This window comes from Virgibacillus pantothenticus (assembly GCF_018075365.1).
Lineage (GTDB): Bacteria > Bacillota > Bacilli > Bacillales > Amphibacillaceae > Virgibacillus > Virgibacillus pantothenticus.
Window position 1 is genome coordinate 2,279,889 of the sequence record NZ_CP073011.1, and the last position, 25,961, is coordinate 2,305,849.

The following is a 25,961-nucleotide window of genomic DNA, read 5'->3' on the forward strand; positions in this document are numbered from 1 at the left end:
ACAGCACCTTATATACGAGATAAAACCTATCCCCCCTCTATTAAATTAAAACAGGGGGGAGTTTTTTATAACGCAAAGTTATTTTATGAGCTGGAAGACATTCCCTTGCTATTTAATTTCTTCATGATTGGATAGACACCGATGCTTTGGACAACAAAGGATAATATAATTACCACAAAAGTTAATGAGACAATAAAATGGTCTGCTCCCAATGTTGCTTCCAAACCAAGCACTAAAGCAACAGACATCGTTCCTTTAATCCCTGCCCATGCAATCACTCCACTATCTTTAACCGTAATCATTTTTCTCCATGCAGGGTGTAGCTGCGTCATTCCCGTTATAACCATAAACCTTACTAACAGCGTACATACAAAGACAAAAAATGCAAGCGTCCATTCAGAAAACTGGAGATATTCTGTTGCCTGAATGCCAATTAGTAAAAAGATTATGGATAATAAAGTTGGTTCAACAATTCCCCAAAAACCATCAAGTGATTCACGAAAATGCGCCTCTTTTATATTTTTCCCAAATTCATAAGAAAGCATCATCCCTGCCGTGACGGTTGCCAACACCCCGGAGACATGCAATGCTTCCCCTAAATAAAAACTTCCATAAGCTACAATGATACTAAGCATAACTTGATATTGGCGATGATGGGTAAAATGGACAGCTTTGCTCATGAGCCAACCAAAAGCAATGCCAACCACTACTCCGCCAAACGAAACGAGAATAAATTCTTGCGTAAAATCTAGCCAATGGACACTCGCTTGCTGTCCATACATCTGTAATAAAACGGTAAACACAACAATGCTTGTGCCATCATTTAACATAGATTCACCTTCTACTATATCAGCTACATCCTCCTTATCACTAGAAGCTTGTTTTAATATATTTACAACAGAAACAGGATCGGTTGGCGTTAATAGCGATGCTATTAATAATGCAGCTATAAAAGAGATGGAGAGAAATCCATTTCCGATAATATAAATGAATAAACCAAGTATAATAACCTGCAAAAACAAACCAATAGAACTTAAGCTGCTGATAATCAACTTATTTTTTTGCCAAGCTTGCATGGAAAATTGATAAGCGGAAATAAACAATAAAGCAGGGAGAAAGAATGTGAACAGCATTTCTTTCGTTATGATAACCCCTTGAAAAAAAGGAATTACTGACAAAACAACTCCTAGTAAAACAAGTACAACAGGAACAGGAAAATAGTTTTGTTTTTTATCCATTGAAAAAACAAGATAGCCAATAATCAACAATAGCAGAAGATGGTATTCCGTCAATACACTCGCTCCCTTACATGCTTATCTTTTGCCAAAATATAGCAAGCCAACTAAAGCACCGATGAGGCTCATGATAATAGCAAAAATTAAAAATGGTATCGCACCAAACTGATAAATAAGTGGTATGGAAAGAGCTGTTACCAGTCCGCCCCCAAGGAATGGCTCATACACAAGCTGCTTATACCCAAACCCTTCAAATGCTGGTGTTTCACTTCTAGGATCCACAATTCGCATTAATAATAGACCAGTTGCAGTGATCCCCATAGACTGCCCAAAATCTCCAATCCCTCGTTCAAACCAGTATGAAGGAATAATTTTTGGTGCTAACACTAAAAGACCAAAAACATTCCATAAAATACCGGCTGTTGCTAATAAAAGAAACGGAACAATATAATCACTAATGACATCAATCGATACTGTTCCAATAGCTGTTAAAATAAGTATATCCAATGCAAAGCCTTGAATACGATTAATCATATTCCGATCTACAATTTGTGCATTGTCCACTTTATTGAAAAATAGTTGAACCAAAATCCCGCCAATCATAGCTAATGGAAATAATGGAATATAGGTCATAAATGTTGTATCTGTAAATGGACCGATGATGATAGATTCCAACCATATTAACGCTTGTAAAAGTAAATACCCGACTAGCACAGATAAGCCAACCAATGCAAAATGTAAAGACAGCGGTTCAATTGATTCTGGTCGTACCGTCATTTTGGCTGCAGGATCTCGATTTTCAAATTCCATAATTCCTTGCTTTCGTAAATCAGAAAAGCCTTGTACATCTTTAATCACATTGGTTTTTCCTTTTCTAACCGCCCAATTAATTAAAATAATTCCTACAATTACTCCTGACAATATTCCTATTGTAGCTAGACCTACAGACAAATCATAACCTTCTGCAAATCCTATTTCTTCAAACGTTCCGGCTAAGCCAGCTGCAGTCCCGTGTCCGCCTTCAAACGCCACTTCAATTAGCGCACCAGTTAACGGCGGTAAGCCAAACACAGGGCTTAACACAAGGATGGCTAACAAAATACCAATGACATACTGCCCCCAGCCAATGGTCCAGCCAAAAGCTAATTGCGGGCCACCATAGTTCCAGATTTTTCGTAGTCCAGGGATGGACGCTCCAAGAAATAACGAAGCAAATACAACATTTATTAATAACCCTGGTAAATCACTCCATACAGTAGTCACTGATTCTGGAAAAATTCCGTTCACCCAAAACGAATCTTCTGAAACAAACATGCTTACTAGCTTTCCAAGAACTTGCGGACCAAGGATTAAAGCTAAAAAGCCTCCAATAATAGAAGATGGTAAAAATAAATTTTGCAACCATGAAACACGGATTCGTACCCATTTTCCTAATAGCAAAAAAGCCGCTACATACAAAAAGGCAAATCCAACTTGGTTTGCTGTCATTTTGAAAACCCCTTTTTTTACTTTTTATTGCTATTGCTTTTCCCGTGACAATGGTTTTCAAAACGTGTTGCCAAATAAAACGGACATATGTCTACTTCCATTGGAACTTTACTTTGATACACGCGTATCCATTTGCCCTTCTAATAAAACTGCCTCGTTTTATTTACGAATATATCATTTAACCAGATCAAAATTATAAAGTAATTTTCCTTTGTGGAACAATTCACTTTCCGGGCTATTCATATACTTTGGCTTATAATCACCAACTGCTAAATTCACACATCTTCACCTGCTATAATATTCAAAATATAGTCTTCAATTTCTTTTCCTTCCTCTTCATCGAGTAGATGGTCTATTAAAATGGAAAAAATCAACTGTTTTCCATTTCTTTTTCGCATATACCCTGCTAATGTGCTTACACCGTGAATTGTCCCTGTTTTAGCCCTTATGTTAAGGTGAGACATACGTTCCTGCAATGTACCACCAATCCATGGTTCATGAGCTCCTGCAACCGGTAGCGCATGTACATATATATCAAACCAATTAGCTGCTTGAATCGTATATAGCAGCTTCGTTAGTTGGTTAGCAGGGATGCCATTTATATGCGATATACCTGAACCATCACGAATAACCATTGTTTCAAGCTCCATCCCCATCCCGTCCATTTCCCTTTCTAACACTCGTAAACCGTTTTCCCAGCTTCCTTCTCCATATACGAGCTTTCCCATTTCTTTGATGATTATTTCTGCAATCGTATTGTTACTGTTTTTCATAAACGGAATAATCAGCTTATTTAGCGGAATAGAATGGTGTTTATACAAGCATGTTAATCGCTGCGGAGCTTGTCCTCGATACACAGTCCCTCCCCATACGATTCCTTGATGCTTTAGTGCAGCTTGAAAAATATGTAACGCATAGTCTGTTGGTTCCCATACTGCTATCCATTCCTCCACTTCTCCACCGTTCTCGGATATTTCTCCAGATAAATGTATTTTATTTCCTCCATACTCCCTTTCAATCACAATATTTTCTTCTTCGCCTGTCTTTATTTTATGGACAAGCGTAACATAATCCGTTTTTGGAAATAGGGTTACATTTGCTGGCTCCCCATGTTTCCGAGGGCTTATTTTCACATAGACACTACCCGCGTCATATTGTTTATCTGGTGAAACTGTTAATGCTGCGATTTGTGCTGCATAATGGTAAGTCTCATCACTCCAAATGATATCCTGCGACAGTCGAACGGCATCATACCATGTATCGTCACCAATGATGTTTCCTGCAATATATTTAATTCCTAGTTGGTTTAATCGCCGGGCAAATAGATGGTAGGTTTCTGGTAATAAAGTCGGGTCACCTTTACCAACGATATACAGATTTCCTTTTAGAGTTCCATCTTCAATTACTCCGTCGGTATTTAACTCAGTGGTGAAGCGATACCTCTCTCCTAACACGTTCAAACCTGCAGCAGCGGTTAATAGCTTCATATTGGAAGCCGGATGGAACCTGATATCGCCCATATGTTCGTAAACAACTTTTCCGGTTTTTGCTTCTCTTATGCTAATACCTATCAACGCTCCTTGTAATCTCGGTTCTCTGGTTATATACGTTTCTATTCTCTCTTTCATCTAAGATGCCTCCTTTTAACCTTTTTACTTCCATTCAGGATAGTTGCATCATGCTTATCGTTATAAACTAATTCCATATAGTTAAGTAATAATCCTTTTTATGTACAAGTTTTACGGTTTTTTCATAGGAAAACCTAAACGCCAGTAGCAAATATCTCTAAATTTGCTGGAGTAGCATATTCACTAAAGGAAAGGAATCTGTATGCCTTTGAAGGTATGTACCATACTCACTTAGAAAAACTTGGCTTGTCGCCAAGTCTAATGGCGGAAGCCTTTGTTTTTCTTATACTATAAACCAAAAAAAAATCTTATACTTTATAGTAGAACAAAGGCGCAGGGCGCCCGTTTAGCAACGTAGCGAATGGAACGAATCGACTGAGATAAAGGAATCACGGTGAGGTAACGAACCGATGATGACTTATCGTAGGGCGCATTTCTAAAGTCGCCTCGTTGCTGGGCTCATGCGCCGGACGTGGCTTCGGTTATTTCGTTATCTCCAAGCGCCTAAATTTATACTTTCTTATCTCTTAAAAAACTCGCCCCCTTTGAACCATTTTCCTATCTTCAGGAAGAAAATGGCACTAGTAAAATAATTGCGATCTGCATATAATAAGAACATACGTTCTTTGATAAGGAGGTTGAATGATGGATTATTCCCTCTATCCACGTAATGATGTTCTATGTATCGATATGCGCTCTTTTTATGCCAGTGTGGAGGCAGTCAAATTGCATTTAGATCCAATGAAAGCATTGCTTGCCGTTGTAGGAGATCCGAGCAGATCCGGTAGTATTGTACTTGCTGCTTCTCCTGCGCTAAAGAAAAAATATGGGATTAGCAATGTGAGTCGTTTCTTTGAACTGCCGAAGGATCCAAACCTGCATATTGTTCCTGCACATATGGCTGACTATTTAAAAGTATCCACTGAAATAATCAAATTACTTTATCAATACGTTCCTAAAGAAGCCATCCATCCATATTCCGTAGATGAAGTTTGGGTTACTGTTAACGGACTCAAAAGAAGGTTTGGAAGCCGTCTAGAAATAGCTGAACGTATAAAAAGCGATATTCTCGAATGCTTTGGGATAACATGCTCCATTGGTATTGGTGATAATAAATTTCTCGCCAAAGTCGTGATGGATCTGCATGCAAAAAAACAAGGAATTGCCGAATGCACCTATGAGGATGTACCACAAAAACTGTGGCCTTTTCCAGTAGAAACGATTTGGGGAGTTGGAAGCAGGATGAAAAAAAATCTCCAGCGCATGGGAATTATAACACTTGGTCAGCTTGCTTGCTTTGACTTGCAACGCCTGCGAAAACGATTTGGCGTCATGGGAGAGCAATTATACTGGCATGCATGGGGAATCGATTTAAGCCCTGTAATCGGAAATTTCATCAAAACGGAGCAAAAAGGTTTCGGTCACGGTATTTCATTATTGCGTGACTATTCAAAGGAAGAAGTCCATGTTTGTATACTGGATCTTTGTGAGGAAGTGTGCCGGAGGGCAAGAACCGCTCATATGGCTGGAAAAACCATTCAGCTTGGCATCAGTTATTCCAAAGAAACTGGTGGTGGATTCTCCCGTTCTGCATCTGTTTCTATTCCGACCAATGTTACAATGGATATGTATCATGTTTGTATGGATTTATTTTTTCGCTTTTACGATGGCATCAGCAGTATTCGCCGCGTGTACGTGACATTAACTCATTTATACGGAAAACAAGCTACGCAATTGAGCTTATTTGAAGATCGTGCCAAAAAAGATGATATTGGTTACACCATGGATGCCATCCGTGCGAAATATGGCGCTACTTCGCTTCTCCGTGCGAGTAGCTATACGGATGCAGGTATTACGATTGAAAGAAGCAAAAAAATCGGTGGGCACTATGCGTAGAAGGGGCACCTTCCCCATTTGAGGATATGCAAACAACAAGCTGTTCCGTGAAGATTTTACTCTTCACGGAACAAATACAAACTTAGGCAAAAATATCACTAATCAGCTGCACATCTTCTTCTGCAAGAGTAATCGCAGCAGCCCGTTTGTTGCTAACTACCTGTTCTGGCCGCTTGGCTCCAGGAATAAGAACATCGACAGAAGGACGAGTAAAATACCAAGCTAAAACAATATGAGCAATTTCCTGGTTATATTTCTCAGCTATTGGCTTTAATTTTGCCACTTTTGCAAGGTTTTCGTGGAATTTTTCACCTTGAAAATTCGGGTTTTCAGCCCGTAAATCCGTAAATGTTTGATGCTTATCATATTTCCCGGCAAGTAATCCTGATTCCAGTGGAAAGTAAGGAATAAACGTAATTTTTTCTTTTTCCGTATAAGGGAAAAAACTAGTTTCTGCTTCACGCTTTAGTAAATTATATTCTGCTTGCAGTACGTCAACATATCCATCCTTATTCGCTTCTTTCAATTGTTCCAATGTGAAATTCGACACACCAATAGAACGAATTTTCCCTTCATCCTTTAATTCTTTTAATGCACCAACAGCTTCATCTTTTGGTGTATCTTTATCCGGAAAATGAATATAGTATAGATCGATATAGTCTGTTTGTAAGCGACGAAGACTATCTTCTACGGACTGCTTCAAAAAAGCAGGAGAATTATCTATTACTACTTCGTCACCAACAAATTTATGCGCGCCTTTAGTCGCAAGCACGATATCTTCACGCTTATATTCTTTCATCACTTCCCCGGTTAATTCTTCGGAACGCTCCGGCCCATAAATAAACGCTGTGTCCAACAGATTAATTCCTTGTTCCAATGCAGTACGAACGACATTCTTTCCTTGTTCTTCATCGAGCATATTAGGATAAATATTATGACCACCGACGGCGTTCGTTCCTAACCCGATTGGATAGACAGAGATATCTGATTTTCCTAAAGTAACCTTGGGCATGATTAAAAGCATCTCCTTTTAAAATAAAATTCCCTGATGAATTAGACTTGCTTCTCTTCATCTATAAAGTAATGTACCACAAAATAGCGCTGTAAAACATTATAAATAACCAAAAATCCCCTACATCAATCAATAAGATCGCTCATCCATCCTACTACATAAGCTCCAACAACAGAATATTTAGTCGTTTTTACTTTAATAAGAAAACGTATTCTCTTAAAATGCCAACGAAAGGACAATAACTCTTACCTATTCATTTAAAATGTCTGCTAAAAAGCTTTTCCCTTCTGCTGTGGAAGGGAAGTGAAAAAAATCACATATAGTGGTCCCGACATCAGCCATTGTTTCGCGAAGGCCTATATTTACGCTATTTACTTTTTCACCAAAAATTAAAATAGGTACGTATTCTCTCGTATGATTAGCATGACCTATTGTTGGATCATTTCCATGATCAGCCATAACGATTAATATATCTTCCTTAGCCATCAGGGGTAAGAAAATATTGGACAGCCACCGGTCAACTTCATTTAATAATTGGCAATACCAGTCTACATTTTGAGAATGTCCAGCTAAATCTGTTTCTTGAATATTAATTAAAAAAGCTGCCTCACCCTGTTCCGCTAAGTAGTTCTCGCTTACGCTTTGCAGTAACTTCGACGTGTTTACAATTGGATTAGCAGGGCCTTCTCCATGTAAAACATCGGCTGTTTTTCCTAAACGATAAACCTTCAAGCCATGCTTAGCAGCAATCATAGGAAATTGTTTATCAATTTCTACACCATATCCCATATGATAAACATCATAACCCTTACCATAAACTTTTACTTTTGGTGTATCAACCCCCCATTGACCCATTTGTTTTTCTATTACACAAGATAAAATATGCTCTATGGAAGTATATGGTCCACCGAATGCTATAACCCTAGAAGTATCCACATGTTGTCTAACTACTCGTCCTAATTGCTTTACCATAGAAAACGGCATTTTTTTAAAATCAGCTGTCACATTAATGATGTTACCATAAGCAGATTCTAAATTGTCGGCCACTACAGCTGCATTATTAACTAATAAAACTGGACAACCAACAATTGGGTACGTAACCGTATACCCAGCTGCTTCTAATGCCAGCTTTAAACCAACATGAATGTCCTTTATTAAACGTTTGTTGGATTTTTTGGGACAACTTCCTACTATTTCTTGATGTCCTAAATACGTATCTGCACCATGATGCGCAAGCTTCGCACAGCCATAAGCGTTGGAAGGGCTTTGGATTCCATCCACTAACGTACCTAACCCTGCGTTATACATAAATGGAATTTGTAATTCCTCTTGCTTTACATCTCGGATATGCTTATACGTATTAGCAGAACAATCAGCAATATTATACTCTGCACAATCGTCCATTGCCCCAATGCCAAAACTATCAATGACAAACAATGTTAATTTTGCCATTTATTCACCACTTCCTTTCAAGATGCACGAGGCTTGGTGATCCGGATTGAATTCCTTCTACTAGTGCCACATGTGCTCTTGTTACAAATATTTGTGTTCGAAATGCAAAAATGGCTGTATCTCCTATTTGTATTTGGAATTGCTTTGGCTTTTTAATTGCACCGTAATAATCAATAACTTCAGGGCTGTTCGGTCTTGTAGCTACATAATTTTGCAAAATGGTGACAGAATCATGACCGACAATGCAGCTTTTCATATTAGATCTGTCGTAAAATCCACCTGCAATCACGTGATAATGTTCTCTTGTCTCGTGAGACACTTCCGTGACATAGACCATTGCCGGTAATTCAGATAAAGACCGATACGCATGCAGCGGTGTCGTTCCTGTCAATCCATGACCAGGTTCGCCATGAGTTACACCTTGCTTTACTAAATAAGGAATTGTTTCACTACTTGTCCCGCCTGGTCCATTTACTTGTAAGACATTTACACCTTTTGTTTCCAGCATTTGTTTGCCTTTTAAAAGAGTAGTTAAATTTTCCGTTGGAACCATCTGTTTTTTATCATCAGCCAATTTCAAGATTGGAAACGTAGTTACTCCAACAACACGAACTCCTGGTAAACGAAGAATTAAATCCAATTCACGGTTTAGTAGAGATAGCTCAATTCCTCCTTCCTGCGCCTCATGAATATAATCATGAGGACCAACTATTTTCAATAGAATGTCTTGTTTTCTATTTATTTTTTGAGCTGCCTCAGATACTTGTTTCGCACGAAGATATGAAAAAACAGTAACGACCTCCGGCTCCCAACTAAGAACCTCTTGCCACTGATGCTTTCCAGGCTGCACCAAATGCCCGATGTTTCCGATCCGAATCCCATGGTCTGCCAACAGTTTTCCTTCATCAAAATCGACGGCTACTGCCTTATCTATCCCATTCGTTACCATATATTTGGCCAATTTTGGTAACCTTCCTAGCTGCTTACTCATAAAGTACAATTCCATTCCATGAGCTTTAGCTGTACGAGATAACAGTTTCGTATTTCCTATTAGCGCCTCTACATCGATCACATACGTATTTGGAGGGATTTCTCCAGTTTGATGAAGCATAACACTCGTTGCAATTAACTTTGGGTTTCTCTCTATTGTCCTCTGCAAAAACATAGCTGTCTCCCCCTTTAATAGTGGCTAGTTATTTGATCCTATGGCTTGATTAAGAATTTGAACAACAGTAGCTGCACTAGATTTCATCGGATTAATTCGTAATCCATACTGCTTTAAATATGGCTGGGCTTCAAGGAAGCCTCCGGAAACGCGATAAATCATTGGAAGAATTTCATATTTTGATTCTGCACCAACAGGGTGTGTCGCAGCCCCAAGTGCATTGCTTCGCTGGATCACTTCAAGCGCAATTGGAGAATCCAGTTCAACAATAACGTTCTTCGATTGTGCATTTGTCATATACGCAGACGCTACCCCTTTAACAGTGCCTTCATTTAATTGCTTACATAGTTCTTCTACTTGCTCATTTTGTATAGCAAGTGAGACTGGAGCAAATGTCATCATACGCAGAAGTTCCATCGCTTCATAACCTTGTACTTGACCGCCTCCAGAATAATTACGTTCCTGCAATATTGTAATAGCTTCTTTTTTACCAACTATAACTCCGATTCCTTCGGGACCAAGTAATTTAAAACCTGAGAATGTAGAGTAATCTGCTCCAAATTCAATACCAATTCCTGCTGTTTTCATGGCACAATAATTATCATCTACAACTATCGTGATATCTGGTCTTACTCGCTTTACATTCTGAATAAGTTCTTTTAAGTTGTAAGTGTCTGTCGGCTGCTGACGTGCATGCTGAATATAAAACAATTTGTTTGTTAGATCAGCTATTACTGCTTCTCGAACTGCATCAAGATCGTTATAGTCTACAGCTTTTGTCTGAATTCCTAACAGACGAATCGTATCTTTAGTTGTTGTATAGACAGGAGCTGTATGTATAAACATAGAATCTCCTGTTTTAAGTAAAGTACTTAATATTGTCCGAATTGCTCCTGTGCCAGCTCCTCTTACAAGAGCTGATTTCTCAGCACGAAAGAAGTTAGCGATAACCTGCTCTACTCTTTTTGTTTGTTCAGGTCTTTTACAATTAGGGGTTACACCCAAATCGCCCAATGATAAAAACTGTTGACCTGTGAACACTTTGCTCATGTGATTAGTAAGTTTAAATTGTAATTGTTTCGCCTCTTCTACAGTTAATACAGGAAGCACAGAAGAAGCATATTTTAATGAAGATGGATTATAAATCATCTATTTTGCTCCTTTATTGAGAATGCGCTAGCAGGATTTGTTACTAGCAAATCCTGAATTATTTCATCAGAAACTCTTCTGGCCCGTAATTTAGGAATAAAATTATGGAGCACTAAATCATAACCAGGACCTCCGTGTTTCTTCCAATGGGACTTCCTTGTTAAATCAGCAGATAACAATATTTGCCTATGATATCCTCGTTCTATAAAATCGAGTAAAAATTCAATCCGCTCTTCATCAGGGCGATAATTATTTTTTCCGATCGTATCAAAACCGATATAAACGCCTGACTGCAGTACCTCAAGAACTTCTGCTTTATTCGAATTTAAATCCTGGTGCCCAATAATGATTTGATTCGTATCTACTCCGTAACCAATCAGCATATCTACTTGCTCACTTCCTAACGTACCTAGAGATGTATGCGTTGAAATAGGTAGTCCAGTTTCAACAGCAGCAATCGCTGCACCCATGATTAACTCCTTTTCAATCGGTTTTATCTCATGAACACTCGTACCTATCTCTCCAATAACTCCTGGAAGAACCCTGGTATTATCTACCCCCTCCTGACTCTCCTTTACAAAGTGCTCTGCGAACTGTTCTCTATCCCATTGCATCGCAAATTCAGGTATAAATGGATCTTTATAAAATCCCGTACATGTAACAATATGCACAGAAGTCTTTTCACTTAAGCGCACCAATCTCTCAACGTTTCTACCCATTCCTTCATTCGTAAGCTCAATTAAGGAACAGCCCCCAGCTTTATAAAAATGAGTTAATTCATCTATCATTCCTTGCTCATCATCTAAAATGGTATCCGGATCACCTTTAATTCGTGATAAATCAATAGATAGATGCTCATGAGCTGCACAAATTCCGAATTCTTCCGGTTTTATTTTCCCTCTTACTGTCTGTATCATTGAAGTATGACCTCCTATGTGCTATTGAGGGATAGACATGACCCCCAGTAGAACTAAAATATTAGCTATAACACCTACAGCAATCGCCCCTACTGGTCCCACTGCCATCCGTACAATTGGTCGCCCAGCTGCTTCATTTAATAAGTAAAATCCTGCGATAAAGAAAAAACCAAATCCAGGAGCAATCATATTTGAAGCGTTTGCTCCACCAATCAAAAGTGCAACTTCTAATAATTTAGTCATAGCACTACGTATATTCTCTCCTGAATTTCTAACCCCAGGATATTTATCAAGAAACTTTGCAATAGAACTTAGTAACATTACTTCCAAAAAGATAACAATAGCACCAGCCAGAACTGCTATCCAAACATTCGGAGAAAATAGGCCTGCTACAAAAATTAACGTAAAACCAACTGGACTATAAACGCCAGTAGCTATTGCTGTTGAAGCGACAAGTGGAATAAACCCAATTGCTCTAGCTGCAGCTGCTATTCCAGCGTCTGTTTGTTTTCCTTCAGCTAATAAATTCAACGAAATAGGGTCACCAGCCATTAATAGCAGATTAGTAGCGCCAGCAATTAGGGCACCAATTAACATAAAGAAAACAACATTTTTCTTTATTGCGCTTACTTTGTCGCTAAAGATGGATGCTAAATCCACCGTAGCATCATCTTCATTTGTCTTCTCCTTCATTGCAAAGCTGAATAAGAAAATCATTCCAGCGATTAATGCCATTCCTTCTTGGTTAAGCGTTATCACATTTCCACCAATAACAAATAAACCGCTTTCATTTAAAAATACAGCTAATTGCCTCATTAAGGCTGCTACTAGAAACGTAAGAATACCTTTTTTCAAACTAAATTGAAGTGCAACAGCTAATGCGGGAAAAGCCATAAATGTAACTACTACTGGTGTACCTACTTCTCCCATCGGTTCAAGGAAGTTTACCGGTAAATGTTCAAACAATTTTACAAAACCTTCTAAGCCTATTAAAAGTCCCCAGCTATATAATCCCCCAATAACAGCCGCAAGGGGAGTACCCCATTTATTTTTTGGGGTTATTAGACCGATAATATCTGTACCTAGTAAAATACTATGAATTAAAATAATACTTGCAGTTATGGTGAATGGTATTCCAAAACCAACTACTAAACCAAAGCTCATCGCAAATGCTGTTAGCCCAAGTTCCCTGCGCTTTAAACGGCCGTCTAAATGTTCAGAAACAATAGGACGTAGGCCATCATTAAATACAGCTATATTCATATTTGCTAATACTGCTGCTAAAGCCCCAATTAAAATAACAAATATCATTTCCATTCCACATACTCCCCCCTATTGAATAACGTTAACTTTTATTTTTCAGTGCATGAATAATCATAGGGACCGCTGCTTCCAAATGATCTCCAGTAAATCCAAAAGCTACTTTTCCATTTTGAACAGCGGCTTCTACTGCTTGTTTATTCGGCTTTCTGCCCGGCATTGAAACCGTTTCACATTTTTCTCGACCTATCATGGCGATTGCCATCGCAAGTGCACCACCTCCTCCAGTATGACAAGCTCCTAAATAGTAATCTGCCTGCTGTGTTTTCATTGCCATTGCTGCATCTAAATCCGATTTCACTACTGTCTCAATCGAACTATCAATCTCCTTGATTAAAGCCTCCATTGCTTGTTTTTCCACTTGTCCACCAATTACGATTTTCACGCTTTATTTCCTCCCTTATTTAATGAAATGACATTGATAAAATGTATGTATAAAAAAACTTTTTCCTGTTGCGGTAAAGTTCCGCCCCACTCTTCTTCTAATAAACTAACTTGTTGCTTTGCTAATAAATAGTATGGGGACTTCTTTACCTCGTCCATCGCTTCAACTACTGGTAAATCTAATTCTTCTCCTTCCTTCATTCGTTCTAATGCTGAAGGTAGATGGGTAAATAACATCTCTGCTTGTTCAAGATTTTTCATACGTAATTCTTTTAATAAACGTTGGAAAGCACGCAAAGTAAGATAAAAAGTATCTTTAGATATGACCTTTCCTAGTAATAAAATTTGTAGCCTATCCTGCAGATTATTTATATTCATAGATGGCACCCCCTATATATAATATACTGTATTTTGTATATTGATGATAAAGAGAATTACCTATGTTAATAATGAGGCAATTTCTCTTTATTGATTACTTTTTGTTGTATTTCTAGTATCCTATCTTTATCTAATTCTTTGATAGCAGAATGAACATCTTCCCTGTCTTTTTCAACTAAAATAACAGCTGTAGAAGCCTTTAAAGCTAATGCAGAAGCTTTATGAGATTGAAACTCTCCTGTCGTAAAAGTTTCTTTCGACCTATTTTCATCGGCATTCCATACAGCAGCATCTATATGTTCATTTAAAAGCATATCAAACAATTGCATATAATTAACTGGAACAAAAGAAACTGTATACCCTTCACATTCCAATAATGTCAATTGAGACTGATCAACTGACGTATAATCTATTCCTATACGCATCCCATCCTCTATTTTGGTATGTTGCTTGTTGGAAAAGAATACCTGGTGGGTAGAAACATACGTATTCGCTCCAAAATTCACAATTATTTCAAGGTTGTCTTCTTGCTCCATCTCTGTTTCTGCAGCTAGTTGTGACATGACTACAAAATCAGATCTTCTCGCCTTTAAAGACTCTAAGCGCTGTTTTGAACCTCTCATATAAACTAAATCAATATTGTTAACAATCGTCTCAGATACCTCAATGATTCCCGTTGCCAATCCTTCATACATGGCTGAATAGGGTAACGGCATTGCACCGACTAACTTCCCTACACCAGCTATCTCTTTAAGTAAAATCGTATCTTTTTTTCTTAAAAAAGTTCCAAGATGACCACGTGCGTCTAGTTTAATAGCATGAAGTTTTTCTAATACCTTTAAAGCCCCTTGGACCGTTCCATTACCAATCCCAAGCTCTTGAGCCAAGTCACTTACCTTTGGGATACGTCCCCCTTCATCTAATAACAATAATTTTTTTGCAATCTCTCTTGCTGCTAATCCGTTCTTAGAAAATAAACTTTCCCAAATCCTGCTCATACTTATCCCTTTCAAAATACGAAATTTTGTATATTGTTATTATAGCGTTTTCATATTCAATAATCAATAGCTTATTCATCCATATTAGTATGTTTTATGAACAATATACTGGAATAATTATCTTTTTTTATCATACAATTTATACAGTGAACACAATTTTATTGTAAAACAAATTAGGACCTTTCTATACTAATATGATTTATCTAATAGCCTCATATATACCTTCTACAAAAAGGAGACCGTAATATGAACATGCGTCATATACTCATTATGGGCGGCGACGCCAGATATTTACATGTAATAGAATCATTGTCACGTACGGACAATCAGCTTTATTTAATCGGCTTCCATCACCTGTCATTTAAAAAACATAATGTTAAACATACCGAATTAGAGCATACCAATCTTTCTATGATGGATGCGATCATATTGCCAGTTGCAGGAACAGATGAAAAAGGAAAAGTAGAAATTACCTATGCGGATGAGTCGCTTTTTCTTACAGAACAAATCCTTTCCTGCACACCTAAACACTGCACGATCTATACGGGTACTGCGAATGATTATTTACGAGAAATTTGCTTAGCTGCAAATCGAAAAATGGTACGATTATTTGATCGTGACGACGTTGCCATTTATAATTCTATTCCAACTGCAGAAGGAGCATTGAAGTTAGCGATTGAAGCAACAGAGGAAACCATCCATAGCAGTAATGTATGTGTGCTAGGTTTTGGCAGAGTAGGAAAAACAGTAGCGCGTCTTTTTCATGCTGTTGGCGCTCACGTACATGTAGCAGCCAGAAATAGCGCTGACCTGGCTAGGATTACCGAAATGGGACTAACTGCAATCAAAACCGACCAACTAAATACGGTCATTGGTAACATAGCAATTTGTATAAATACGATTCCAAAACTAGTAATCGATGAAAACCTAATTGGTAATATGTCCCCTTCTGCTGTAGTTATCGACCTTGCTTCAAAACCTGGAGGCGTAGACACTGCTTGTGCGAAACAGCATCATATAAAAGCTATTCATGCACTTGGTTTACCAGGAAAAACAGCTCCAAAGACAGCTGGAAAAATCCTTGCCAAAGTGCTTATTGATAGCTTTAATAACGAGTAAGAGCACCAGGATAAGAAGACTTATAGAGTAGATAAAATCCAATTAGACAGATGCTAATTGATTTCATCTATATAAATACAGGTAACATTTTTTCAAAGTAGACAGCTCATTATTATTGATCTGTCTACTCTGAAAATCATTGTACAAAGTAAAACGTCAACCAAACGGTTTTTTTATTCTCTTCTGACGATCCATTGAATAAAACCAAACATTGAACTAGCAATGGAACTTCCACTTGTTCTACTCAGCATCACCTTGCAGACCGAAAGTGATGTTCTTATTATCGCCTTTTTCTAACGGAGCACTTCTTTTACTCATCTCTTAGATGACCAAAAAGACTAGAATAACATTATTTAATGATAAATTTCGTTCTGCTCGATCCATCTTTGGACTTGGACACTTCCAGGACAGCTGGAAAAATAGTCTTTAATTCCTGAACATGAGAAATGATCCCGATCATTCTACCAGATCGTTGCAGATCGACTAACGTATCAATTGCTTTATTTAATGCTTCCTCATCCAACGTACCAAAACCTTCATCAATAAACATCGTGTCAATTGAAATTGCACCTTGAAAGCTTTGAATAACATCTGACATTCCAAGCGCTAAACTAAGGGAGGCATTAAACTTCTCTCCCCCCGATAAAGTTTTCACATCCCTTGTTTGTCCTGTATAGGCGTCGTATACATCAAGGGCAAGACCACTCTGTTTGCCGTGTGACTCCTGACGATCACTACGTATAAAGACATATTGACCATTGGACAGTTCTTTTAATCGTTCATTTCCCGCAGCAATAATTTGTTCTAAGTATTCGATCTGCAAGTAGCGTTCAAACGATACTTTCCGATTATTTTGCCCGCGTACGGTATCGTATAAATCAGCTATCCGTTGCAGCCTACGTTCACGCTCCGTTGTTTTTTCAATCCCTTGTTGAATATATTGCTTTAATGCTTGTGCTTCCTGCCCATAATGCTTGGACTTATTCAACCTATCTAAAGCCGCTTCATATTCTTCTTTCCAATGATTTAATTCGGTTTGAATGACAGTTAAATCGAATTGATGTTTATCTGTTAACACATTCTTTAATTCCTGGACCTGTTCACGTAACATAGATTTAGTTTGGTCATATTGTTCGAGCTCTTCTTTTAAAGCTAACCGTTCAGATTCAGGCATTTTTGCTTTTTGATAACTCTCTTCTGAATAAAAATGTTCCTTTTCCAACGCCTGGATAAACTGAGTCACTGCCTTGTCACGTTTTTGTATCGCTTCTTCTAGCTGCTTTTTTGCATGAGTGACCTCTGAACTAGCTTTCATTTGCTCTTCTTTGGATTTTTGCTGCTGCTTTTGCACTTCTTCCCATGCTTGTTCTAACTTTTTTAGATTGCTTTGAGTTTTAGATAATTGTTCCTTTAATTCGGATAATATACGCATATTTTCAGGAACAAATTGAATTCTTTCCTGATAGAGCGTTTCTTCTTGAGCTAATTTTAATTTTAGCTGATGATCTCTTTGTTGCTGTTCTTTGTACTTTGCTTCTAATTCTTTACAGCTAGAGCGTAGCTTTTCCAATTCGCGCTTTCTTTCTCCCAGCTGGTTACGTTGTTGCTTTAATTGCTCTACCTCAGCACTAAGCTGTTTACCAGCAGCGGCAAGCTGATCTTCTTTTTGTTTTGCACTAGTTATGACAATATGGTGCATTTCTAATTCAGTCGTTTTTGCACGAACATCATCTTGATTCGCTTTTAATTTACCAAGTACATCACGATACTCCCCATCTAGCCTTTCGAATTCTCTTCTAGCTTTTTCTAATTGCTCTTTTGTAACAGCTTCCCTCTGCTGTGTGGCTTTATTTGGATGGTCTACACTGCCACAAACAGGACAAGCCTCTCCATCATGTAAATGCGCAGCTAGATAAACTGCTTGATTATCCATCCATGCTTGTTCCAGTATGTTATAATTTCCTTTCATCTGTATAGCTGTTTTTTGTTTTTGCTTTGCCTCGTTTTTTAACAATATTTGCTGTTCCATTAGTTTACGATAATCACGCACCAGCCTATATTGTTCACGCATCGTAATTAATTCTTCCTGCAGATCAGGTAGCTTTGCTACCAATTGGTCAAGCTGGTTTATTTGCTTATCCACTTGCTCCATCTGGGCATTTTTTTTTGTAAGACTCTGTTCAATAGAATATAGTGCTTCAGAAGCCTGGTTGGTTTGTTTTTCCAAATCAATTAAGCTTCGGTTCATTTTATCTATCTGTTCTACAATCGGCAAATATTCCTTTAGTTTATCCAGTTGTTTACTAAGGGCTTCACGTTTAGGTTCACGCTTTTCCTCTGCTTCAAAATTTATATTCGCCTGGTTCACCTGTTCATCGATCAGCTGTTTATTTCTTTTTGCTTCAGTTAGATGTCGTTTCTTGTTTTCTTCTTCTTGAAGCCAATCATTTCTTTGCTGTTCCAATAGAATAATCCCTTGGGCGCGTTCCGCTTGCTCTAGTTTACCCTTTTTTTGGCTATGTGCTGTTTCCTGTAGTTCAAGCTCTTTTAAACGTGCTTGTTTCTGATTTAACTCAGCAAAACGCTCATTAATCGTTGTTGCTTGATAAAATTCTTTTTGTTTTTTATCGTGCATATGATACGCATGTTCATATATTTTTTTATCTGTGATGATTTTTCCTTCATAATAACGACATTCTTCCTGAAGACCTTGTAATACTTGATTCATATTATAATTTTCTTGCTCTAATGTTTGAAAAAGTGCCCCTTCTTCCCGAATTGGAAGCGTAGCATGGATTTGAGCAATATATTGCTTTAGTTCCTGGTCTGCTTGCCTGAAAGCTTCTTCTGTCGCCAATTTTTTTTGCTTCAGTCGCTCCGTAATTGCTTGGTACGTTTCCGTTTTAAATAATCGCCGTAAAATTTCTTCTTTATTTTCTGTTTGTGATGTTAACAATTTACGAAATTCGCCTTGTGGCAGCATCACAATTTGTTTAAATTGATCCTGTGTTAAACCGATAAGCTGTTCCATTTTACAATTAATCTCCGATACAATTTGCCTATCTACACAAGGTATTTCACCGTCACTTGTCATTTCAAAAAATTCATATCGCTCGCCTGTTTTCGTTTTATTGCCTTTTTTTACATGCCCCAGCTGTCGCAAAATCCGATACTGTTTGCATTTTAAATCAAACAAGAGCTCTACAGCTGTATGAACGTGGTCTTCTGCAAAATCACTTCGAAGCATTGCATTGCTCTCTCTGTCTTGTCCACTGGCAGCACCATATAGAGCAAAACAAATGGCATCAAAAATCGTTGTCTTGCCTGCTCCAGTATTCCCTGCTATTACGAATAGACGATTATCTCCAAGATCATCAAAATGGATTACTTCTTTATCCTTATATGGACCAAACGCCGTCATGGTTAACTTTATCGGCTTCAACTTTTTTCATCCTTCCCAATCTTATCAGCTTGACATTCATATCTAGTTGCTTATACGAGCAATACCTTTTGTTTCGTTTTGTTCCGTTAAAAGATCATTAAGGGTTTCTTGGAAAAGCATCACGGTTTCTTCTTCTGGTTCATGCCCCTTTACTTCCTTGTAAAAGGCTGTAAACAGTTCCAGATCGGACATCTTCGTCCGCTCCATCGGCTTTTCTTGATCGGAAGCTTCTGGTTTTATAAAGAAACTCTTTCTCTCCACATGCATCGCATTTGGATAAACCGAGCGCACTTTTTCCATCGGCGAAAGGACAGGTGTTTCATCTGTCAACTTAATAAATACATAATCTTCATTAATAGGTTGTTGTAAAAGTTCGCTTAATGAACCTACTACTGTTCGCATGTCCCTTTTTGGTATTAGCAACTGTTTTTCGATCTCAACGTTACCCTCTTCATCCATTTCTACAATAAAAAACCCTTTACGGTGATTTTCCTCCGAAATCGAGTATTTTAATGGTGAACCGGCATAGCGGATTTTTGGGTCTTTTACATAATGCGCTTGATGGAGATGCCCTAAGGCAGTATAGTGAAAACGTTGAAAGAGCTCAGCTTCCACGTATTCCGAGCCCCCTATTGCTAACGGACGTTCTGATTCACTTGTGTTTTCCTCTTTTTCCCCATAAGGTGTTACAAATGCATGTCCTACAAACATATGCCTTGCATTTGGATCCATCTTAGCTTCGATATGTTTAATTATTGTCTGCATCGCATCGTTGTGATTACGTATTTCCTTCTCACCAAAAACGTTACGAACAATGCTCGGGTCACAATATGGAATAAGGTAAACATGGACTTCTCCATACGCATCGTGCAATACGACTGGTTTTATAGAGCTAGAAAGATTCCCAATAATATGCAGCCCATTCTCACGCAAAATCTTGCTTCCAAAATCCAGCCTGCTCGGGCTATCATGGTTACCAGCAATCGCAAGCACAGGGATTTTAAGTTGCAATACGATTTTACCAAGCGTTTCATCCAATAAATGAACAGCTTCTGTAGGTGGAACAGCACGGTCATAAAGATCTCCTGAAATAATAACAGCATCGGGCTGCTCATCCTCGACAGCTTGGATGAATTGATCCAAAATATATCGTTGATCATTCGTCATATACACACCTTGTACAAGCTTACCAAGATGCCAATCTGCAGTATGAAAAAATTTCATCTATGAAACTACCTCCCCAAATATGTAAACCAACATTTTATATAAAGTAAATCTGCAATCCGTGGGGATTATCTTTCCCCCTAAAATAGTAGATCAAAACTTAGGTTCTCAGGCGTCCTTGCAAAACAAAAACACTTTTCTGCACGATACGCATCTAATAATCAACATCTTATCTGCCCCGAATGAATTAGAATTTCATTCAAGTGCCATTATCCCCCGCTTGGACTGCTATGAATCTTCCTCAACCCTTGAAGCGGGAGACTTGCGAGTTACATTCGGGATAAAATTTGTATAAGTACATCTATGTATCAATGGTTTGTCCTACTTTCTAGTATAAATCAATTTCTATTATCTAACCAGTTGTCATTTTGTAGCTTCTATCAAACCTTAAGCTACTGCAAATGTTGATCTTATTTCTTTGAGCTGTTCACGGTTCCTGTCCTCGCGACACTATATCATGATCCCATTGCATGGAAGGTGTCAGCCTCGATTTCTTTTTAAACGTATAACGTTCTCAGCGATTGGACACCTTACACAGACTTTCTTTAGAAACTGCGATTAAATCTTATTATATCTAATGGATGAAAAAGTAGACACACAGTAAAACTTTTACATCTTATTTTAACATTCTGATTAATGAATAAATTAAACCTTTCATCTACACTATAAAATAAAAAACATAGATGAAATGGAGTGATTAAATGAAAGTGACATGCAAACTCCCTAGGACAAAGAAAAGCTGGTTTAGCTTCGGACTTATTTTATTTGTTATTGCACTTGGTAATTGGCCTTTTATACCACTGTTTAATAAACCTTCCATCATTTTAGGAATGCCAATCATGATGGTATGGTCCATCTTCATTATTATTTTTACAACCGGTACCTTGTGGTTTGTAAGTAAAATAAAAGGATTTAGCTAATGAATATGTATGTGCCGCTTTTAATCACATTATCTTATATGATTATTGCTATTCTTTTAGGTTTAAGAGCAAGTAAAGGGAAAAATATGAATGATACTGAAAATTGGGGTGTAGGAAGTCGCAGTATGGGTCCAGTAATGATGTATTTGTTAATTGGCGCCGGCGGGGTTAGTGCTTACACGTTTATGGGTTCGCCCGGTTGGGCATACGCAAAAGGTGTGCCAGCACTTTACGTCGTTGTATACCTGACTTATATGGGGACCGTTGCTTGGTATTTTGGTCCAAAAGTATGGGAATTAGGTTATAAGTATAAACATGTGACGCAATATTCAGCTATTTCTGACCGTTATGAAAGTAAAGCATTGGGGGCTTTATCGTCTATAGTAACTTCAATTGGCATATTAGCTTATGCTGTATTACAAACAACAGGAGCAGCTTATATTTTACATGTTATGAGCTATGGATTAATCCCCAAATGGGTCGGAGTTTTCTTATCCTTAGGTGTCATTTCCATCTACTTATATCGAAGTGGTTTAAAAGCAATTGGAGTTACGAATGCCTTTCAAGGAGGTTTAATGTTTGTTGTCTCTTGGTTTGTTGGGTTATGGGCAACACAACAATTTACTGGCGGATATTCCTTCCGAGCCATTTTTGAACGTGTTCAAGCTGATATCCCTTCCTTTCTGACATTGCCTGGAGGGGTGAGCGACATGAATGTAACCTTTTGGTCGACGTCCATTTTAATCTCTGTCTTTTCTATTTGGCAAACGCATTGGATTCAATGGATGGGTGCTTCTTCTAAACAATCCATTAGACGTGCAGCAACGTTGCTACCTACTTTCTATATTGTTTTAATCACCATGATCGTCGTTGGATTTATCGGAATTTTCATATACCCTAATCTAGCGAGTCCAGATACCATTGCTATCCAATTGGCTATTGATCATATGCCAGCTGTTGTAGCGGGTTTACTTGGTGCTGGTACTTTGGCCGCAGCAATGTCATCAAGTGAACCTTGTATCCATGCAACTGCTCTTAGTTACAGTAAAGATATTTTACAGCCACTATTAAGGTGGAACGATACAACATCAGGTAAATGGACGCGACGATTAATATTTCCTATTATGGTATGTATTATTGCTCCAATTTCTATTATGGAACCAGCAAGTCTTGTTTACATTTTATTAATTGGCTACGGTTTTATCGGTCAAGCTTTTCCGGCAATTATTGGGATGTTCTTTTGGCCTAGGGCAACAAAACATGGGGCTTTTTGGGGTTTATTTACCGGTTTTATTGTAACTGTCATATTCTCTTTCCTTGTTCCCCACCCGCTTGGTATTCATGCTGGAATTTGGGGGTTATCTATCAATATAACTGTATTTATCATTGTATCATTAGTCACAAAACCTGCTTCCGGAGAAACGATTGAACGTTTCTTTCCTGATATGACGGAGGAACTTTTTACAGAAAACCGCAATGAATTATCCGGTGCAAAATTATCTAAACTTTAAAAAGATCTAATACTGGAGGGAGACTATTGAATAAACAAACCATTTTTATAAATGGAGAAATTATCACCGTTAATATGAATAATGATATTTGTCAAGCACTTGCTATAAGAGGTAATCAAATAATAGCTACAGGAAGTAATGAAAAGGTTTTAGAGCTACAAGATAGCAAAACTGAAATAGTCAACTTACATGGCCAAACTTTATTGCCAGGATTTATCGACTCCCATCTGCACATAACTATGTATGGAATTAACAGACTTTCTATTCATTGTAAACAAGATCAGCTACATTCCATTTCTTCTCTGTTAGAAGCGCTTAAAATAAAGGTTGCAAAAACACCAAAAGGAGAGTGGGTTCGCGCATTCGGCTACAACGAAAATCACATGACCGATAAACGCTTACCGACAAAACAAGAATTAGATACAGTATCTAAAGATCATCCCATTATCGTTGGTCGGGTATGTGGTCATGCTTCTGTTGTAAATAGCAAAGCCTTCCAATTAACTGGTATAAATAAACATACTCCAGATCCTATGGGTGGGAAATACGAAAAGAATGAAGCGGGAGAACTGAACGGTACTTTAATAGAAAATGCTCATATGAATATGTTTGCTAAAGCCGCATTCTCAGAGTCTGAGTTAAGCGAAGCCCATAAAATCGCTTCTCAAGAGTTTGCAGCAAAAGGGATAACTTCTATTCATGATGCCACAGGATATGGACTGGATAATCTTCGTAAATTGCAACAAGATGCCCGGTCGGGTACAATACAACAGCGAGTTTATGCAATGGTTGGTGCCTTAAACAATGCACAAGACGTTGTAAAACATATGGTTTTATCTGGCGTTTCCACTGGTGTAGGAGATACGAAATTTAGAGTTGGCCCTGTTAAGTTATTTTTAGATGGTAGTAGTAGTGGTCCAACTGTTTGGACAAGAGATCCTTATACAAGTGATCATAACAATTATGGCATCCACTATTTTTCGCAAGAGGAAGTAGATGAGCTATTTATTCCAGCCCATGAAAAAGGATGGCAAATAACTGCACATGCTCAAGGTGATGCTGCAATAGATATGTTACTGACCACCATCGAAACAGCAAACAGACTCTATCCACGAACGAATTCTCGTCATCGCATTGAGCATGCAGGTGTAGCAGCGCCTGACTTAGTAAAAAGAATGAAAGAACAACATGTAGTCCCTACACCAAACCCAGCATTTCACTTCGAGTACGGCGATGGTTACGTAAAAGATTACGGAGAACGTTCCAGTTATATGTACCCTTTAAACGATTATTTAAAAGCCGGTATACCAGCAGCAATTGCTTCTGATTGCCCTGTTACTGATGTTGATCCGTTCCGCGGGCTATATGGCGCAATTACAAGAATGTCTGAATCCGGACAAATAATTGGTGAAGATCAACGAATTCCTTTATTAGAAGCAATACGAATGTATACCTATAATGGTGCATATGCATCATTTGAAGAAAAGATCAAAGGAAGTATTGACCCCGGAAAATTAGCAGACCTTGTATTAATGAATTGCTCCTTACTGAACAGTCATGTAAATGATTTACTGGAAGCTAAAGTAGAGTGGACAATGATTGATGGAAAGATAGTTTATCAAAACAAAGGAGAAGCGATATATGTCCCAGAGAGCTAAGCAAATTAAAAAACAAACGTTAGCTGGATCACCTTACGACATTGGTTATGAGCATGGAAAGCTGGCGGAAGTACAGATAAAAAACAGCCTACAAACGTACGAAAAAATGTTTAGAGAGTATGCTGAAACGTCTTGGGATGAAGCATGCGACCAAGCTTTACTGCATGTGAATTATGTAAAAGAGCATTATCCTTCGTTTTTGGAAGAAATGAAGGCAATAGCTATCGGTGCAAAGGTGGAGTTTGAAGATATTTTAGTATTAAATTGCAGAAGTGAGATAGCACTTACTTCTCCTGACGGTTGCTCTTCATTCGCACTTACGCAACCCAAAACAGAAAAGACATGGCTCGCACAAAATTGGGACTGGAAAAGAGAACAAGTAAATTCAATACTTCATCTTGAGCTAGTACAAGACAATCTTCCAACTATTCAAATGATAACAGAAGCAGGTATCATTGGGAAAATAGGGTATAACAGTCATGGTATAGGCGTCTGTTTAAATGCTTTAAGAACAAATCAGTGGCAGGCGAAGTTACCCATTCATTTAGGGCTAAGGGCAATCCTTGAATCACACACTTTTGAAGAAGCTATCAGCAGAATAGATCAAAACCAAATTGCATCAGCAGCGCATTTTCTTATTGCATCTAAATCAAAAGACATAATTAGTGTGGAGGTCTCTCCAGTATATACCGAGAAAATACTTCCCAAAAACGGGTCCCTTCAACATACGAACCACATTTGTTCGTCAAAAATGAAAAAAACAATGGATGAGTTTGCAAAACCCGACTCTTTTGACCGTCTGTGCATACTTTCTGATTTAATTGACTCACAAATAGACAAATCTATCAATCACGAATTCCTTTTCCAATTGCTAGCTAATCATGACAATTATCCAAATTCGATCTGCCGTCATCATAATCCTGCGTTATCAGAACGAGAGCAGACAGAAACGGTTTTTAGTATAGCCATGAATCTAAATGATGCCGGTTTTTATTGGTTTTTAGGTAAACCTTGCCAATATTTTTAAACTGTTATTATTCGGTACAAATTCGTCATAATAAAATG

20 protein-coding genes and 1 pseudogene are annotated in these 25,961 nt (G+C 38.0%); 6 read left to right on the forward strand and 15 right to left on the reverse strand.

What is annotated here, in order from left to right; translation table 11 throughout:
• Positions 1-83: 83 nt before the first annotated feature.
• From KBP50_RS10755 to dacB, 4 genes and pseudogenes are all read right to left on the reverse strand, one after another.
• Complete coding sequence (locus tag KBP50_RS10755; RefSeq protein WP_076361895.1) at positions 84-1,292, reverse strand: cation:proton antiporter; 1,209 nt, start codon at positions 1,290-1,292, stop codon at positions 84-86.
• A gap of 21 nt (positions 1,293-1,313) precedes the next feature.
• Positions 1,314-2,723, reverse strand: a complete 1,410-nt coding sequence (locus tag KBP50_RS10760) for a sodium/glutamate symporter (RefSeq protein WP_050352557.1) — start codon at positions 2,721-2,723, stop codon at positions 1,314-1,316.
• A gap of 189 nt (positions 2,724-2,912) precedes the next feature.
• Positions 2,913-2,993: pseudogene (locus tag KBP50_RS22480) on the reverse strand (hypothetical protein); the annotation flags it as partial.
• Positions 2,994-2,998: 5 nt separating this feature from the next.
• Positions 2,999-4,351, reverse strand: coding sequence for a D-alanyl-D-alanine carboxypeptidase/D-alanyl-D-alanine endopeptidase (gene dacB / locus KBP50_RS10770; RefSeq protein WP_050352556.1), 1,353 nt, complete (start codon positions 4,349-4,351; stop codon positions 2,999-3,001).
• Positions 4,352-4,996: 645 nt separating this feature from the next.
• Between dacB and KBP50_RS10775 the strand changes: the two genes are divergently transcribed.
• Entirely contained in the window at positions 4,997-6,247 is a 1,251-nt protein-coding gene (locus tag KBP50_RS10775) for a DNA polymerase IV (protein ID WP_050352555.1), read from the forward strand.
• Between the two features lie 82 nt (positions 6,248-6,329).
• Here the strand turns inward: KBP50_RS10775 and KBP50_RS10780 are convergent, their stop codons facing one another.
• From KBP50_RS10780 to yhfZ, 9 genes are all read right to left on the reverse strand, one after another.
• The gene (locus KBP50_RS10780; protein ID WP_050352554.1) at positions 6,330-7,259 is read right to left on the reverse strand and encodes an aldo/keto reductase; all 930 of its coding nucleotides are present in this window, start codon (positions 7,257-7,259) and stop codon (positions 6,330-6,332) included.
• Between the two features lie 249 nt (positions 7,260-7,508).
• Complete coding sequence (locus KBP50_RS10785; RefSeq protein ID WP_050352553.1) at positions 7,509-8,711, reverse strand: phosphopentomutase; 1,203 nt, start codon at positions 8,709-8,711, stop codon at positions 7,509-7,511.
• Between the two features lie 4 nt (positions 8,712-8,715).
• Positions 8,716-9,876 (reverse strand): alanine racemase, encoded by a 1,161-nt coding sequence (locus tag KBP50_RS10790; RefSeq protein ID WP_050352552.1) that lies wholly within the window; start codon positions 9,874-9,876, stop codon positions 8,716-8,718.
• 24 nt (positions 9,877-9,900) lie between these two features.
• Entirely contained in the window at positions 9,901-11,025 is a 1,125-nt protein-coding gene (locus KBP50_RS10795; RefSeq protein WP_050352551.1) for an aminotransferase class V-fold PLP-dependent enzyme, read from the reverse strand.
• Positions 11,022-11,942, reverse strand: coding sequence for a phosphotriesterase family protein (locus KBP50_RS10800; RefSeq protein WP_050352550.1), 921 nt, complete (start codon positions 11,940-11,942; stop codon positions 11,022-11,024). Before KBP50_RS10800 ends, KBP50_RS10795 begins: the two co-directional genes overlap by 4 nt.
• Positions 11,943-11,963: 21 nt before the next feature.
• Entirely contained in the window at positions 11,964-13,259 is a 1,296-nt protein-coding gene (locus KBP50_RS10805; RefSeq protein ID WP_050352549.1) for a YhfT family protein, read from the reverse strand.
• 28 nt (positions 13,260-13,287) lie between these two features.
• Complete coding sequence (locus KBP50_RS10810) at positions 13,288-13,647, reverse strand: DUF2620 domain-containing protein (protein ID WP_050352548.1); 360 nt, start codon at positions 13,645-13,647, stop codon at positions 13,288-13,290.
• Complete coding sequence (locus tag KBP50_RS10815) at positions 13,644-14,024, reverse strand: PRD domain-containing protein (protein WP_050352547.1); 381 nt, start codon at positions 14,022-14,024, stop codon at positions 13,644-13,646. The genes KBP50_RS10810 and KBP50_RS10815 overlap by 4 nt, the downstream gene beginning before the upstream one ends.
• Positions 14,025-14,089: 65 nt before the next feature.
• Complete coding sequence (gene yhfZ, locus KBP50_RS10820; RefSeq protein ID WP_050352546.1) at positions 14,090-15,022, reverse strand: GntR family transcriptional regulator YhfZ; 933 nt, start codon at positions 15,020-15,022, stop codon at positions 14,090-14,092.
• 246 nt (positions 15,023-15,268) lie between these two features.
• Here yhfZ and dpsA point away from each other — a divergent pair, with 246 nt between their 5' ends.
• Positions 15,269-16,141, forward strand: coding sequence for a dipicolinate synthase subunit DpsA (dpsA, locus tag KBP50_RS10825; protein ID WP_076361897.1), 873 nt, complete (start codon positions 15,269-15,271; stop codon positions 16,139-16,141).
• Positions 16,142-16,490: 349 nt separating this feature from the next.
• On the opposite strand, the gene KBP50_RS10830 is transcribed toward dpsA, so the two are convergent.
• Both KBP50_RS10830 and KBP50_RS10835 read right to left on the reverse strand, forming a co-directional pair.
• On the reverse strand, positions 16,491-19,583 hold the full coding sequence (locus KBP50_RS10830; protein ID WP_050352545.1) for an AAA family ATPase: 3,093 nt from the start codon (positions 19,581-19,583) through the stop codon (positions 16,491-16,493).
• Between the two features lie 42 nt (positions 19,584-19,625).
• Positions 19,626-20,807 carry an exonuclease SbcCD subunit D gene (locus KBP50_RS10835; protein ID WP_050352544.1) on the reverse strand — a complete coding sequence of 394 codons (1,182 nt, stop codon included), beginning with the start codon at positions 20,805-20,807 and terminating at the stop codon, positions 19,626-19,628.
• Between the two features lie 701 nt (positions 20,808-21,508).
• Between KBP50_RS10835 and KBP50_RS10840 the strand changes: the two genes are divergently transcribed.
• From KBP50_RS10840 to KBP50_RS10855, 4 genes are read left to right on the forward strand one after another with little or no spacing between them, the layout of a single operon-like run.
• Positions 21,509-21,727, forward strand: a complete 219-nt coding sequence (locus KBP50_RS10840) for a hypothetical protein (RefSeq protein ID WP_050352543.1) — start codon at positions 21,509-21,511, stop codon at positions 21,725-21,727.
• Complete coding sequence (locus KBP50_RS10845; protein WP_050352542.1) at positions 21,727-23,238, forward strand: sodium:solute symporter family protein; 1,512 nt, start codon at positions 21,727-21,729, stop codon at positions 23,236-23,238. The genes KBP50_RS10840 and KBP50_RS10845 overlap by 1 nt, the downstream gene beginning before the upstream one ends.
• A 26-nt stretch (positions 23,239-23,264) precedes the next feature.
• Entirely contained in the window at positions 23,265-24,896 is a 1,632-nt protein-coding gene (locus KBP50_RS10850) for an amidohydrolase (protein WP_412768166.1), read from the forward strand.
• Positions 24,880-25,923, forward strand: a complete 1,044-nt coding sequence (locus KBP50_RS10855) for a C45 family autoproteolytic acyltransferase/hydrolase (RefSeq protein WP_076361899.1) — start codon at positions 24,880-24,882, stop codon at positions 25,921-25,923. Before KBP50_RS10850 ends, KBP50_RS10855 begins: the two co-directional genes overlap by 17 nt.
• The last annotated feature ends 38 nt before the right edge of the window (positions 25,924-25,961 follow it).

Excerpts from the sequence above, each read along its gene's own strand:
- KBP50_RS10785 (WP_050352553.1), bottom strand. The coding sequence starts at position 8,711 with ATGGCAAAATTAACATTGTTTGTCATTGATAGTTTTGGCATTGGGGCA.
- dpsA (WP_076361897.1), top strand. The coding sequence starts at position 15,269 with ATGAACATGCGTCATATACTCATTATGGGCGGCGACGCCAGATATTTA.
- KBP50_RS10815 (WP_050352547.1), bottom strand. The coding sequence starts at position 14,024 with ATGAATATAAATAATCTGCAGGATAGGCTACAAATTTTATTACTAGGA.
- KBP50_RS10800 (WP_050352550.1), bottom strand. The coding sequence starts at position 11,942 with ATGATACAGACAGTAAGAGGGAAAATAAAACCGGAAGAATTCGGAATT.
- KBP50_RS10855 (WP_076361899.1), top strand. The coding sequence starts at position 24,880 with ATGTCCCAGAGAGCTAAGCAAATTAAAAAACAAACGTTAGCTGGATCA.
- dacB (WP_050352556.1), bottom strand. The coding sequence starts at position 4,351 with ATGAAAGAGAGAATAGAAACGTATATAACCAGAGAACCGAGATTACAA.
- KBP50_RS10845 (WP_050352542.1), top strand. The coding sequence starts at position 21,727 with ATGAATATGTATGTGCCGCTTTTAATCACATTATCTTATATGATTATT.
- KBP50_RS10790 (WP_050352552.1), bottom strand. The coding sequence starts at position 9,876 with ATGTTTTTGCAGAGGACAATAGAGAGAAACCCAAAGTTAATTGCAACG.
- KBP50_RS10775 (WP_050352555.1), top strand. The coding sequence starts at position 4,997 with ATGGATTATTCCCTCTATCCACGTAATGATGTTCTATGTATCGATATG.
- KBP50_RS10835 (WP_050352544.1), bottom strand. The coding sequence starts at position 20,807 with ATGAAATTTTTTCATACTGCAGATTGGCATCTTGGTAAGCTTGTACAA.
- KBP50_RS10780 (WP_050352554.1), bottom strand. The coding sequence starts at position 7,259 with ATGCCCAAGGTTACTTTAGGAAAATCAGATATCTCTGTCTATCCAATC.
- KBP50_RS10795 (WP_050352551.1), bottom strand. The coding sequence starts at position 11,025 with ATGATTTATAATCCATCTTCATTAAAATATGCTTCTTCTGTGCTTCCT.
- KBP50_RS10840 (WP_050352543.1), top strand. The coding sequence starts at position 21,509 with ATGAAAGTGACATGCAAACTCCCTAGGACAAAGAAAAGCTGGTTTAGC.
- yhfZ (WP_050352546.1), bottom strand. The coding sequence starts at position 15,022 with ATGAGCAGGATTTGGGAAAGTTTATTTTCTAAGAACGGATTAGCAGCA.
- KBP50_RS10805 (WP_050352549.1), bottom strand. The coding sequence starts at position 13,259 with ATGGAAATGATATTTGTTATTTTAATTGGGGCTTTAGCAGCAGTATTA.
- KBP50_RS10760 (WP_050352557.1), bottom strand. The coding sequence starts at position 2,723 with ATGACAGCAAACCAAGTTGGATTTGCCTTTTTGTATGTAGCGGCTTTT.